The organism is Peterkaempfera podocarpi, assembly GCF_042466665.1.
Lineage (GTDB): Bacteria > Actinomycetota > Actinomycetes > Streptomycetales > Streptomycetaceae > Peterkaempfera > Peterkaempfera podocarpi.
Genome location: NZ_CP162102.1, coordinates 2,502,390 through 2,514,765 on the forward strand (window position 1 = coordinate 2,502,390; position 12,376 = coordinate 2,514,765).

Here is a 12,376-nt window from a genome sequence, read left to right on the forward strand (position 1 = left end):
GGAGCCGCCGGGCTCGGGGCATGCCGGGGCCGCACGCCCGCCCGGTTCGCGGGGGCGGCGCGGTACGGCCGGACGGGGGCCCGGATCGGCTCGGGTGGGATGGGTGGGGCGGCTCATGGCGTACGGAGGCTGCGGCTCCTCGGCGCCCTCCCGATGTGGGTCTCGGGGCTCCCCGGGCGCTGTACGCGGACCGCCGGGCCGACAGCCGTTGAAACTTGCTGCAAGCCTTTCAGCGAGGCTAGCCCGTACATGACGAGTGCGTAAAGAGCTTGTAAGGCACCAGGGTTGGGGCCGACGGCCGCACATCCCCCGGCGATCCGGCCCAGCCCGAGCGCTCCGCAGCAATGGCTTGCAGAAACTTTCAGAAGTGCTGCCGTATGCCTTGACACACGCCGCGGCACAGCGGGATCGTCCTTCCGCGAGCCGCCACCCCTACGGCCGCAGCACGGCGCCGCGCGAGCCCTCCCCAGCCCCGCGCGGCACACACCACCGGCCGGTCCGCGCCCCCGCGGGTCAGCCCGTGGCCGGAGAGGCGTCCCGCCACAGCGCACGCAACGGCGTGTCGGCGGGGGCCGCGCCGTCCTCCGGAACGGCCCAGGTCCGCACCGGTTCGGCAACCCCCGGCGCGAGCCGGGGCCACCCCGGGTCACCGGTCGCCGCGAAGCCGGCCCAGGCCCGGACCATCCGGCGGGAGAGCGCCCGGTCCGCATCGTCGGGCAGTCCGCCGAGCAGGAAGGCCGTCTCCGGCCGGTCCAGCGTGCCCAGGGCGAACGGGACGTCCGCACAGTGCCAGGCCCGCGTCCGGCCGCCTCCCGGGGTGCTGCGCCGCCGGTCGAAGCAGGCCAGATAGGTCCGGCCGCCGCCGCCCGCATGGTGCTCCGCCACCCGGCGGCTGTGCTCGCTGAAGACCGCGTCCCCCATCAGCGCGGTGTAGACCTCGGCCGGGTCCGCATCCGGCATCAGCCGCCGGTAGCCCGCGGCGAGACCGGCCGGCAGCCCGAGCTCCTGTGCGGCCCGGTCCAGTTCCGCCACCGTGTGCACCGGCAGGGCCTGGCCCGTCTCCCGCATCAGCCACCACTCCTCGGTGGTGTGGCAGACCAGCAGGTCGATCCCGGGGTCCGCAGGCCGCGACAGCGGCGCCGCGGGCAGTACGGCGCCGTCCACCACGGGCCCGTAGAGCGCCGTGTTGTGCCGCAGCGCACCGGAGGCCGGGTCGGCGCCCCAGTCGCGGGCCACCGTGTCGGAGGCCCGCAGCAGCGCCTCGGGCGGGGCGGAGCCCAGCCCCTCCGCGGTCGGTGCCACACCGGCGGCCGCCGCCACCCGTGCGGTGATCGCCGCGGCGGAAGCCACCGGGCTGTAGTCGTCGGGGACGCTGTGGGCGATCACCCGCCGGAAGAGGCCGCGCGCCCGGTCCACGGCCGTCAGGCAGACCGCGGAGCCCGCGCCCGCGGACTGCCCGGCGACGGTGACATTGCCCGGGTCGCCGCCGAAGGCCGCGATGTTCTCCCTGATCCACTGCAGCGCGGCGACCTGGTCGAGCAGCCCCCGGTTGTCAGGCCGGCCGGGGACACGGCCGAACCCCTCGAATCCCAGCCGGTAGTTGCAGCCGACCACGACCAGCCCGGCGCGGGCCAGGACCGTGCCGTCGTAGTCGGGCTGCGAGGACGACCCGAATGCGTACGCCCCGCCGTGGATCCACATCAGCACCGGCCGGGGGCCGCCGCCCTCCGGGGCCCAGACATTGAGGGTCAGCACATCCTCGTCGCCGGGTGCCCAGGGCCGCATCCCCGGCAGCTCGGCCGACTGCGGCGCCACCGGGCCGAACTCCGTGCACTCCCGGACCCCGCTCCAGCCCGCCGCCGGCCGGGGCTCCTCGAAGCGGCCGGCGCCGAACGGCGGGGCGGCGAAGGGAATCCCCAGGTAGGCCCGCACACCCTCGGCGGCCCGCAGCCCCCGCACCCGGCCCCCGGCCGTCCCCACGATCTCACTCACGGTCGCCAGTCTCACCTGACGGCCTCCCCCGCGGCCAGCCGATTTCTCCATGACGGCCCGTCAGCGGTGCACCGCACACATCGGCCACCGCACCCGGTTCGGCTGCGGCCGCCGCGTCGCCGGGGCACGGCCTGACCGCCCGCGGATGCGGTCCCGGCGGACGGTGGGAGGATTGAGGAGGGGGCGGGAGGGGGCTGTACCAGTCCGCCGACGCGGGGAGGTGGCCCATGGGTCTCTCCATGCACGACCGGCGAGTGCTCGCCGACATCGAACAGCATCTGAGCCAGCGGGACCCCGTACTCGACCGGCTGCTCACCGGCTTCGGGGACCGGCGCAGCCGGCTGCGGGCGGCCCTGCGGGACCTGTGGGTGGGCACCGCGGTGGTGGCGGCCGGGGTGGTGTTCCTGGCGGGCATGGTGCTGGTCTCCGTGGGTTCGGCCGCACACGACCGGATGCTGATCGTCGGCGGCGGGGTGGGCGTCGCTTTCGCCGAGCTGACGGTGGTGTCCGTGCTGGTGGCGACCTGGCGCCGCCGACGGCGGGAGGAAGGCTGACCACAGGCCGCGGACCGGCGGGCGGGGCAGCAGCAGGGCAGCGGGGGTCCGTCAGCGGGGAGAGGCGTCCCCGAGCGCCAGCTCATAGCGGCTGACCACGGTGACCGCGCCGTCCTGCAGACGCTGGCCGGGGGCGCCGCCGACCGTCGCGTCGCCGCGGTGGACGAACCCCGCCGCCTCGTACCAGGCGCGCAGCGGGCGGTTGGCGCTGACGCAGTCCAGCCGCAGCTGCCGGCGGCCCCGGCCGAGGACCGCCTGCGCCGCCCAGTCGATCATGCGGTGGCCCAGGTCCAGGCCGGCGGCGTGCCGGCGGACCGCCATCCGGTGCAGATAGCCGGCGGGGGCGGGGTCGTCTCCCCACAGCGGGTCCGCCCAGTCCAGGGTGACGGTGGCGGCGAGCCGGCCGTCCAGCCGCACCAGCCAGGTCTCTCCGCGGCGCAGGGCCTCTTCGATCCACCGCGCCTCGAAGCGCGCGGGCCACTGGGCGATGCCGCGGCCCCGCAGCCACTCGGCCGCCTCGTCGAGCACCGCGAGCACCTCGGCCGAGTGCTCGGTGCCGGCACGGGAGAACGCCGGTTCGCCGACCATACGCACCATGATGTCGGCGGCCCGCCCCCGCGGCCACCCGCTTGTCCGCCCGGTCGGGAGTGTGCGTCACTGGGAGTGTGCGCCGATCGTGAGGAGCCGGCCATGGGACTACTGAGCGCTGTGGGACTGGTGCTGCACCCCGAGCGGGAGTGCGGGACGACACTCACCAGAATCCTGGACTGGACGCGTGCCCACGGCGGCCAGGTCCTGGCGGTACCGGAGGAGGCGGCCCGGGTCGACTGCGAGGCCGTCCCCGTGGAGCCCGAGGTGCTCGCCCGGCAGGCCGACCTGATCGTCAGCCTCGGCGGTGACGGCACCATGCTCCGGGCGATGCGGCTGGCGGCCGGCGGCCGGGCCCCGGTGCTGGGAGTCAATGTCGGCCGGCTGGGCTTCCTCGCCGAGGTGGACATCCCCGAGGTGCCGGACGCACTCTCGGCCATCGACGCCCGCCGGTTCACCGTGGAGCCGCGCTCCGGGGTGCGGGCCGAGGTCGACGGCTGCAGCGAGCTGGCGTTCAACGACATCGCGCTGGTGCGTGTCCCGGGCGACCGGTCGGCGCTGGTGAGCGTACGGGTCGACGGGCACCACTTCGTCAGCTACGCCGCCGATGCCGTGGTGGTGGCCACACCCACCGGCTCCACGGCCTACAGCTTCTCGGCCGGGGGTCCGATCGTCTCCCCCAACGCCGAGGGCCTGCTGGTGACTCCGGTCGCACCGCACTCGGCGTTCAACCGGGCGCTCTTCCTCTCGGGCGGGGAGAAGCTGGCCCTGGAGGTGCTCCCCCGCAGCGGGCGGCTGGCGGTGGAGGCGGACGGACGGGTCGTGGGCCATGCCGGCCCCGGCGACCGGTTCGACATCGACATGCTGCCGGCGGCGGCCATGGTGGTGCGCCTCGGCCGGACCACCTTCTACCAGCGCGCCCAGCGCAAGCTGCGGATCACCGGCTCCCCCGAGATCTACTGACCCGCCCCGGCCGCCGGGAGCGCCCCCCTCGCCCACCGGCCGAGGCCGTCAGCACCCCAACCGCCCTGCCGGGATCCGCAGTTGCCGGAGGACGGCGGCCGGCTGGGGGAAACCCGCTGGCAGCAAACGGGGCGACACGACATGATGCGATCGGGCGTCCCTGTGCGAGCGCCCGCACGCCGTCGCACCGGGAGCACCGGGGTCCTGCGGCGGCGGCACCCGAACCCGACAGGAGTGCAATGCCGGAGACACCCACCACGGCCCGCACCGGGGCCGTCGACCCGCTGTTCCTCTCCCTTCCGCTGCGCACTCTCGCGGACGCGGCCCTGGCACGGGCCGGAGAACTGGGCGCGAGCCACGCCGACTTCCGCCTGGAACGGATCCGCAGCGCCTCCTGGCGGCTGCGCGACGCCCGCCCCGCGGGCTCGTCCGACGGTGTGCAGCTGGGCTTCGCCGTCCGGGTGGTGCTGGGCGGCGCGTGGGGCTTCGCGGCGGGGGTGGACCTGACTCCGGAGGCGGCGGCCCGGGTGGCGGAGCAGGCGGTGGCGGTGGCCCGGCTGTCGGCGCAGGTGAGCACGGCGGCGGGCGGCAACGACCTGGTGGAGCTGGCCGAGGAGCCGGTCTACCGGGACGCGGTGTGGACCTCCTCCTACGAGGTCAACCCGTTCGAGGTGCCGGACGCGGAGAAGACCGCTCTGCTCGCCGACTGGAGCCGGCGGCTGCTGGACGCCGACGGGGTCTCCCATGTGGACGCCTCGCTGCTGACCGTCCAGGAGAACAAGTTCTACGCGGACACCGCGGGCACCGTCACCACCCAGCAGCGCATCCGGCTGCACCCGGTGCTGGAGGCCGTGTCGGTGGACGAGCGCACCGGCGCCTTCGACTCCATGCGCTCCATCGCACCGCCCGCCGGCCGCGGCTGGGAGTATCTGCGCGGCACCGGCTGGGACTGGGACCGCGAACTGGCCGAGATCCCCGAGCTGCTGGCGGAGAAGATGCGGGCGCCGAGCGTCCAGGCGGGCCGCTACGACCTGGTGATCGACCCGTCCAACCTCTGGCTGACCATCCATGAGTCGATCGGCCACGCCACCGAGCTGGACCGGGCACTGGGCTACGAGGCCGCGTACGCGGGCACCTCCTTCGCCACCTTCGACAAGCTGGGCAGTCTGCGATACGGCTCCGAGATCATGCATGTCACCGGCGACCGCACCGCCGAGCACGGCCTGGCCACCGTGGGCTGGGACGACGAGGGGGTGCAGACCCAGTCCTGGGACCTGGTGAAGGACGGGGTGCTGGTCGGCTACCAGCTCGACCGGCGCATCGCCCGGCTCAAGGGCCTGGGCCGCTCCAACGGCTGCGCCTACGCCGACTCCCCCTCACATGTCCCGGTGCAGCGGATGGCCAATGTGTCGCTGCAGCCCGCCGCGGACGGCCCGGACACCGAGGGCCTGATCGCGGGGGTGGAGGACGGCGTCTACATCGTCGGCGACCGTTCCTGGTCGATCGACATGCAGCGCTACAACTTCCAGTTCACCGGGCAGCGCTTCTACCGGATCAGGAACGGCCGGCTGGCCGGGCAGCTCAAGGACGTCGCCTACCAGGCGACCACCACCGACTTCTGGGGCTCCATGGAGGCCGTCGGCGGCCCGCAGACCTATGTCCTCGGGGGCGCCTTCAACTGCGGCAAGGCCCAGCCCGGCCAGACCGCCGCGGTCAGCCACGGCTGCCCGTCGGCGCTCTTCCGCAAGGTCAATGTGCTCAACACCCAGCAGGAGGCGGGTCGCTGATGCAGTCCACCCACGGCACCACGCCGCACGAGATCGTCGAGCGGGCGCTGGAGCTCTCCCGCGCCGACGGCTGCATCGTGATCGCCGACGAGGAGTCCTCGGCCAACCTGCGCTGGGCCGGCAACGCCCTCACCACCAACGGGGTCGCCCGCAGCCGCACCCTCACGGTGATCGCAACCGTGGACGGCGCCGAGGGCACCGCCTCCGGGGTGGTCTCCCGGGAGGCCGTCACCGCCGCCGAGCTGGAGTCGCTGGTACGGGCGGCCGAGGCCGCCGCGCGCGACGCCGGCCCCGCGGAGGACGCCCAGCCGCTGGTCGCCGGGGGCCGCGTCGACGCGGCCTTCACCGCGGCCCCCGCCGAGACCGACATCGGCGTCTTCGCCGACTTCGCACCGGCCCTCGGCGAGGCCTTCGCCCGCTCCCGGGACGGCGGCCGGCTGCTCTACGGCTTCGCCAGGCACGAGCTGACCTCCACCTATCTGGGCACCTCCACCGGGCTGCGGCTGCGCCACGACCAGCCCACCGGCACCGTGGAGTTCAACGCCAAGACCTCCGACCTGGCCGCCTCCGCCTGGGCCGGAGCCGCCACCCGGGACTTCCGCGACGTGGACGCCGCCGCCCTCCAGGAGGAGGTCGCGCGGCGCCTGGAGTGGGGCAAGCGGCGGATCGACCTGCCCGCCGGGCGCTACGAGACCCTGCTGCCGCCGTCCGCGGTCGCCGACCTGATGGTCTACCTCAGCTGGTCGATGGGGGGCCGGGACGCCGCCGAGGGCCGCACCGTCTTCAGCCGGCCCGGCGGCGGCACCCGGCTGGGCGAGCAGCTGACCCCGCTGCCGCTGACGCTGCGCTCCGACCCCGCGGAGAGCGGCCTGGGGGCGGCGTCTTTCGTCATCGCGCACTCCTCCGGCGGCGACCAGTCGACATTCGACAACGGGCAGCCGCTGGCCGCGACCGACTGGATCCGCGACGGACGGCTGACCAATCTGCTGACGACCCGTCACTCCGCGGGGCTGACCGGCCTTCCGCTCTCCCCGGCGGTGGACAACCTGGTGCTGGAGTCCGCCGACCAGGGCTCCTCGCCCACCCTGGAGGAGATGGTGGCCCGCACCGAGCGCGGGCTGCTGCTCACCTGCCTGTGGTACATCCGCGAGGTCGACCCGGCGACGCTGCTGCTCACCGGTCTCACCCGGGACGGCGTCTACCTGGTGGAGGGCGGCGAGGTGGTGGGCGCGGTGAACAACTTCCGCTTCAACGAGTCGCCGGTCGACCTGCTGGGCCGGATCACCGAGGTGGGCCGCACCGAGCGATGCCTGCCCCGCGAGTGGGGCGACTGGTTCACCCGGGCCGCGATGCCGCCGGTACGCGTCGCGGACTTCAATATGAGCTCGGTCAGCCAGGCCTCGTAGGCCGGGCCGACCGGGGAGACACCCGAGGGGGGACACCACATGGAAGAGCGGGAGACGGTGAGGGTCTCCAAGTACCTCAGCCTGGTACTGCGCCACGACCCGGCGGCCGCCGGGATCAGCCTGGACGACGCCGGGTGGGTGGGGGTCGAGGAACTGCTGGCGGCACTCGCCCGGAAGGGGCGGCGGATCTCCAGGGACCAGCTGGACCATGTGGTGGCCACCAACAACAAGAAGCGGTTCGCCTACTCCGACGACGGCCTGCGGATCCGGGCCAGCCAGGGCCACTCGGTCGCCGTGGACCTCGGGCTGGCCCCGGCCGAGCCACCGCCGCTGCTCTACCACGGCACCGCCTCCCGCAGCCTGGCCGCCGTGCTGCGCGAGGGGCTGCGGCCGATGTCCCGGCAGCATGTCCATCTCTCCGTCGACCGGGAGACGGCGGTGCGGGTCGGCGCCCGCCATGGACGGCCGGTGGTGCTGGCCGTGGACGCGGCGGGGATGGCGGCGGCCGGTCATCTCTTCCGGGTGAGCGCCAACGGGGTCTGGCTGGCGGACACGGTGCCGCCGCAGTTCCTCTCCACCGGCTGACAACGGCGAAGGGGCCCGGCGGCCTGCGCCGTCCGGACCCCTTCGCACCGCCGTCGGTCAGCCGCGGCGTCTGCTCGCCCACATCGGGGTGACCAGGCCGATCAGCACCGCTGCCACACCGATCTGCAGGATGTGGCGGATCCAGTCGATGCCCGAGGTGTCCCGCACACCGAATGCGCTGGCCAGGCCGTTGCCCACCAGTCCGCCGATGACGCCGAGGATGATGGTCAGCCAGAGCGGGATCGGCTGCCGGCCGGGCAGCACCAGTTGGCGAGCAGCCCGATGATCAGGCCGGCGATGATGGCCCATACGAACGACATGGTCTCTCCCTCTCCCGCTCCTCACCCGGTCCGGCGCCGGGGCGCACCAGGCATCTGCCCTCGGCGGGCGGCCGCTACTCCCTGCCGCGGTGGGCGGCCGCGGGGGCCCTCTCGTTCCCCCGGCCGGCACGGCGTACCGTTGAGGCAAACGCGGAGATCAGGGCGGCGATGGCTGATGGGGAAGAGGATCCGGCGTGACGAGGTGGTCCGGATCACCGGAGCGCGCGCCAGTCTCACCGACGATGTACGCGGCAGGCAGCGGCGCTACATCATCTCCATGTCGATCCGCACACTCTGCGTGATCCTCGCGGTGGTGCTGTGGAATGTGGAGCGTCCCCTCGCGGTGGTCGCCCTGGTGGGCGGTGCGATCCTGCCGTACATCGCGGTGGTGATCGCCAACGCCGGACGGGAGAACGCCCCCGGGCTGCCCAGCAGCTTCGTCGGGGAGCAGCCCAGGCCGATGATCGGCCCGCCTCCGGCCCCGGAACCCGGCGAGGAGCCCCGGCCTGAGCCGGTGACACTGGTCGGCGAGGCGGAGGAGCGGCGGCCGGAGCAGGGCTGAGCCGGACCCCCGGCAGAACCCTCAAAGGAAGCTCAAATCAATAGGGGGGTTACGTGCCCGTCAGGGCCTCTCCCCGTGCCATACTGCTCACGCGCTCCGCATCCCCCGTCGGAGCGACGGACCGACGCCGGGCGGCTCCCCCCGTGGCTGCCCGGCGTCGCCATGTCTGGACAGGGTGGGAGACTGGCCGGGAGACCTTCCCCGCGCCGTCAGGAAACGCGATGACCACCCCCCAGCAGCCGCATCCCCTTCTTGCCCCGCCCGGCGCCGACAGCCCCGGCGGAGCGCCGATCTGCTCGGCCAAGGGCTGCCGCGAGACCGCCGTGTGGGTACTGGCCTGGAACAACCCCAAGCTGCACACCCCGGACCGCCGCAAGACCTGGCTCGCCTGCGAGGAGCACCGCGAGCACCTCTCCCAGTTCCTCGGCGTGCGCGGGTTCCTCAAGGACGTGGTGCCGCTGTCCGACTGGGAGGGCTGAGGCGCTCCGGGCAGCGACGCACCCGGTCCGGCCGCCGGCCCGTGCGGGCGGGGCCGCCGCCCTCCGGCGGGGCGCAGCGGAACCGGTGGGCCCCAGGGCCGGTGGGCCACAGAGCAGGTGGGCCGCAGAGCAGGTGGCGGTCAGCCGCCGATGGCCGACATGGGGCGGTCCGGCTGGAGGAAGTCGGGGTCGTCGATGCCGGCTCCGGCCTTCTTGCCCCACATCGCGGCCCGCCACAGCTCCGCGATCTCGGCGTCGGACCCGCCGTCCCGCAGGACGGTGCGCAGATCGGTCTCCCCGCGGGCGAACAGGCAGTTGCGGACCTGCCCGTCGGCCGTCAGCCGGGTGCGGTCGCAGGCCCGGCAGAAGGGCCGGGTGACGGAGGCGATCACCCCGACCCTGCCCGGACCGCCGTCCACCAGCCAGCGCTCCGCCGGGGCGGCGCCGCGCCGGGCGGCCGGCTCCGGGGTGAGGGTGAAGCGGGCGGCCAGGCTGTCCAGGATCTCCTCGGCGGTGACCATGGAGGAGCGGTCCCAGCCGTGCTGGGCGTCCAGGGGCATCTGCTCGATGAAGCGCAGCTCGTACCCGCGCTCCAGGCACCAGGCGAGCAGGTCGGGCGCCTCGTGGTCGTTGACCCCGCGCATCAGCACCGTGTTGACCTTCACCGGGGTCAGCCCGGCCTCCTCGGCCGCGGCCATGCCGCTGAGGACGTCGGGGTGGCGGTGGCGCCGGGTGAGCCGGGCGAAGACCTCGGGGTCGAGGGTGTCCAGGGAGACATTGACCCGGTCGAGGCCGGCGCTGCGCAGCGCAGCGGCGGTGCGGCCGAGACCGATGCCATTGGTGGTGAGGGAGAGCTCGGGGCGCGGCTCCAGGGCCGCGCAGGCGGCCACGATGCCTACCAGGCCGGGCCTCAGCAGCGGCTCGCCGCCGGTGAAGCGGACCTCGGTGACACCGAGGTCGGTGGCGGCGATGCGCACCAGGCGGACGATCTCCTCGTCGGTGAGCAGCTGCGGTTTGCCCAGCCACTGCAGGCCCTCCTCGGGCATGCAGTAGGTGCAGCGCAGATTGCAGCGGTCGGTCAGCGACACACGCAGATCGACGGCTGTGCGGCCGAAGGAGTCGATGAGAACGGTGGCCACCTCCCCTGTCCTGGGCCCCAGCTTAGTCGCCGGTCAGGACAGGGCAGGCGGCCGTCCGTCCAGGGCCGGTCAGTGGGCGCCGAGACCGGTCAGCGACCGTACCTCCAGCTCCGCGTACTTGGCGGGGTCCGCGGACTCCTTGGAGAGCAGGGTGCCCAGCCAGCCGAGCAGGAAGCCCACCGGGATGGAGACCAGACCGGGGTTCTCCAGCGGGAACCAGGCGAAGTCCGATCCCGGGATCAGCGAGGTGGGCTTTCCGGAGACCACCGGGGGGAGAAGACCACCAGCAGCACCGAGACGACCAGGCCTCCGTAGATGGAGCACACCGCGCCCGCGGTGGTGAACCGCTTCCAGAAGAGGCTGTAGAGCAGGGTGGGCAGATTGGCGGAGGCCGCCACCGCGAATGCCAGGGCCACCAGGGCGGCGGCGTTCAGCTTGTCCGCGAAGATGGAGAGCAGGATGGCGACGGCGCCGATCACCACTGCGGCGATCTTGGCCGCGCCCACCTCCTCCTTCTCCCCCGCCTTGCCGCGCCGGATCACATTGGCCCACAGGTCGTGGGCGAAGGACGCGGACGAGGCCAGGGTGAGCCCGGCGACCACGGCCAGGATAGTGGCGAAGGCCACCGCGGAGATCACCGCGAGCAGGATGGCGCCGCCGGTGGATCCGGCACCGCCCCCGACCTCCTGGGCCAGCAGCGGCGCCGCGGTGTTCCCGGCCGCGTTGGAGGCCTTGATGGCGTCGGGGCCGACCAGGGCCGCCGCGCCGAAGCCCAGCGCCAGGGTCATCAGATAGAAGCCGCCGATGATCCCGATGGCCCAGATCACCGACTTGCGGGCGGCGTGGGCGGTGGGGACGGTGTAGAAGCGGACCAGGATGTGCGGCAGTCCGGCGGTGCCGAGGACCAGGGCCACGGCCAGCGAAATGAAGTCCAGCTTGGTGGTCCCGTTGAGGCCGTACTTCAGCCCGGGTTCCAGGAAGGCCGACCCCTTGCCGCTGGCGTCCGAGGCGGCGCCGAGCAGGCTCGAGGGGTTGAAGTGGTACTTGGCCAGCACCAGGATCGTGATCAGCAGCGTGCCGGCGATCAGCATCACCGCCTTGACGATCTGCACCCAGGTGGTGCCCTTCATACCGCCGATGGTGACGTAGAGCACCATCAGCGCGCCGACCCCGACGATGGTCCACTGCTTGGGGGCGTCGCCGGTGACCCCGAGCAGCAGCGCCACCAGGGAGCCCGCGCCGACCATCTGGGCCAGCAGATAGAAGATCGACACCACGATGGTGGAGATGCCCGCCGCGGTGCGCACCGGGCGCTGGCGCATCCGGAAGGCCAGCACGTCGGCCATGGTGTAGCGGCCGGAGTTGCGCAGCGGTTCGGCGACCAGCAGCAGGGCGACCAGCCAGGCGACCAGGAAGCCGATGGAGTACAGGAAGCCGTCGTAGCCGAAGAGGGCGATGGCGCCGGCGATGCCGAGGAAGGACGCGGCGGACATGTAGTCGCCGGAGATGGCGAGGCCGTTCTGGAAGCCGCTGAAGGAGCGGCCGCCGGCGTAGAAGTCGGTGGCGTCCTTGGTCTGGCGGCCGGCCCAGATGGTGATCCCCAGGGTGATCAGCACAAAGACGCTGAACAGGGTGATCGTCAGACCGCGGTGCTGGGTGGCCGCGGAGGCGGCGAGCAGGGTGTGGGTGCTCACTTGGCGGCCTCCCGGATCGCGGTGGCGGGCGGGTCGAGGCGGCGGGCCGCATGCCGCGAGTACAGCCAGGCGATGACGAAGGTGGTGACGAACTGCAGCAGGCCCATCACCAGCGCCACATTGATGTGGCCGACCACGGTGGTCCCCATGAAGCCGGGGGCGTAGCTGGACAGCAGGACGTAGAGCAGGTACCAGGCGATGAAGGCGACGGTGAGGGGGAAGGCGAAGCCGCGGAAGGCCCTGCGCAGACCGCGGAACTCCTCACCCTCCTCGATACGTTGGATCAGTTGTGGATCGGCTGACACGG

The 12,376-nt window shown here is 73.4% G+C and carries 11 protein-coding genes and 2 pseudogenes; 7 read left to right on the forward strand and 6 right to left on the reverse strand.

The genetic code is table 11. The annotated features are described in order from the left end of the window. Positions 1–513: 513 nt before the first annotated feature. Entirely contained in the window at positions 514–1,992 is a 1,479-nt protein-coding gene (locus AB0761_RS10945) for a carboxylesterase/lipase family protein (RefSeq protein ID WP_377268788.1), read from the reverse strand. 227 nt (positions 1,993–2,219) lie between these two features. On the opposite strand from AB0761_RS10945, the gene AB0761_RS10950 reads away from it, so the two are divergent. Beyond that, positions 2,220–2,546, forward strand: coding sequence for a DUF3040 domain-containing protein (locus tag AB0761_RS10950; RefSeq protein ID WP_377268789.1), 327 nt, complete (start codon positions 2,220–2,222; stop codon positions 2,544–2,546). 51 nt (positions 2,547–2,597) lie between these two features. Here AB0761_RS10950 and AB0761_RS10955 read toward each other — a convergent pair whose 3' ends face one another. Further along, positions 2,598–3,134: a GNAT family N-acetyltransferase gene (locus AB0761_RS10955; RefSeq protein ID WP_377268790.1), complete on the reverse strand. Its 537-nt coding sequence runs from the start codon at positions 3,132–3,134 to the stop codon at positions 2,598–2,600. Positions 3,135–3,236: 102 nt separating this feature from the next. On the opposite strand from AB0761_RS10955, the gene AB0761_RS10960 reads away from it, so the two are divergent. From AB0761_RS10960 to AB0761_RS10975, 4 genes are all read left to right on the forward strand, one after another. Continuing rightward, on the forward strand, positions 3,237–4,097 hold the full coding sequence (locus tag AB0761_RS10960; protein WP_377268791.1) for an NAD(+)/NADH kinase: 861 nt from the start codon (positions 3,237–3,239) through the stop codon (positions 4,095–4,097). A 239-nt stretch (positions 4,098–4,336) separates the two neighbouring features. Next, a complete protein-coding gene (locus AB0761_RS10965) occupies positions 4,337–5,884 on the forward strand; it encodes a TldD/PmbA family protein (RefSeq protein WP_377268792.1) in 1,548 nt (515 codons plus the stop codon). Continuing rightward, complete coding sequence (locus AB0761_RS10970) at positions 5,884–7,290, forward strand: metallopeptidase TldD-related protein (protein ID WP_377268793.1); 1,407 nt, start codon at positions 5,884–5,886, stop codon at positions 7,288–7,290. The genes AB0761_RS10965 and AB0761_RS10970 overlap by 1 nt, the downstream gene beginning before the upstream one ends. A gap of 39 nt (positions 7,291–7,329) precedes the next feature. Continuing rightward, entirely contained in the window at positions 7,330–7,875 is a 546-nt protein-coding gene (locus AB0761_RS10975; protein WP_377268794.1) for an RNA 2'-phosphotransferase, read from the forward strand. 57 nt (positions 7,876–7,932) lie between these two features. Here AB0761_RS10975 and AB0761_RS10980 read toward each other — a convergent pair. Continuing rightward, positions 7,933–8,195, reverse strand: a pseudogene (locus tag AB0761_RS10980) (GlsB/YeaQ/YmgE family stress response membrane protein). Positions 8,196–8,370: 175 nt separating this feature from the next. Here AB0761_RS10980 and AB0761_RS10985 point away from each other — a divergent pair. Together AB0761_RS10985 and AB0761_RS10990 are read left to right on the forward strand one after the other, a co-directional pair. Continuing rightward, positions 8,371–8,757 carry a DUF3099 domain-containing protein gene (locus AB0761_RS10985; protein ID WP_377268795.1) on the forward strand — a complete coding sequence of 129 codons (387 nt, stop codon included), beginning with the start codon at positions 8,371–8,373 and terminating at the stop codon, positions 8,755–8,757. A gap of 221 nt (positions 8,758–8,978) precedes the next feature. Further along, on the forward strand, positions 8,979–9,236 hold the full coding sequence (locus tag AB0761_RS10990) for a hypothetical protein (RefSeq protein WP_377268796.1): 258 nt from the start codon (positions 8,979–8,981) through the stop codon (positions 9,234–9,236). A 140-nt stretch (positions 9,237–9,376) separates the two neighbouring features. Here AB0761_RS10990 and moaA read toward each other — a convergent pair whose 3' ends face one another. From moaA to AB0761_RS11005, 3 genes and pseudogenes are all read right to left on the reverse strand, one after another. Continuing rightward, positions 9,377–10,375, reverse strand: coding sequence for a GTP 3',8-cyclase MoaA (moaA, locus tag AB0761_RS10995; protein WP_377268797.1), 999 nt, complete (start codon positions 10,373–10,375; stop codon positions 9,377–9,379). A 69-nt stretch (positions 10,376–10,444) separates the two neighbouring features. After that, positions 10,445–12,069, reverse strand: a pseudogene (locus tag AB0761_RS11000) (cation acetate symporter). After that, positions 12,066–12,374: a DUF485 domain-containing protein gene (locus AB0761_RS11005; RefSeq protein WP_377274009.1), complete on the reverse strand. Its 309-nt coding sequence runs from the start codon at positions 12,372–12,374 to the stop codon at positions 12,066–12,068. Before AB0761_RS11005 ends, AB0761_RS11000 begins: the two are co-directional and overlap by 4 nt. Positions 12,375–12,376: the final 2 nt, after the last annotated feature.

Coding starts and splice junctions, on each gene's coding strand:
- AB0761_RS10950 (WP_377268789.1), top strand. CDS start 2,220: ATGGGTCTCTCCATGCACGACCGGCGAGTGCTCGCCGACATCGAACAG.
- AB0761_RS10955 (WP_377268790.1), bottom strand. CDS start 3,134: ATGGTCGGCGAACCGGCGTTCTCCCGTGCCGGCACCGAGCACTCGGCC.
- AB0761_RS10960 (WP_377268791.1), top strand. CDS start 3,237: ATGGGACTACTGAGCGCTGTGGGACTGGTGCTGCACCCCGAGCGGGAG.
- AB0761_RS10965 (WP_377268792.1), top strand. CDS start 4,337: ATGCCGGAGACACCCACCACGGCCCGCACCGGGGCCGTCGACCCGCTG.
- AB0761_RS10970 (WP_377268793.1), top strand. CDS start 5,884: ATGCAGTCCACCCACGGCACCACGCCGCACGAGATCGTCGAGCGGGCG.
- AB0761_RS10975 (WP_377268794.1), top strand. CDS start 7,330: ATGGAAGAGCGGGAGACGGTGAGGGTCTCCAAGTACCTCAGCCTGGTA.
- AB0761_RS10985 (WP_377268795.1), top strand. CDS start 8,371: ATGGGGAAGAGGATCCGGCGTGACGAGGTGGTCCGGATCACCGGAGCG.
- AB0761_RS10990 (WP_377268796.1), top strand. CDS start 8,979: ATGACCACCCCCCAGCAGCCGCATCCCCTTCTTGCCCCGCCCGGCGCC.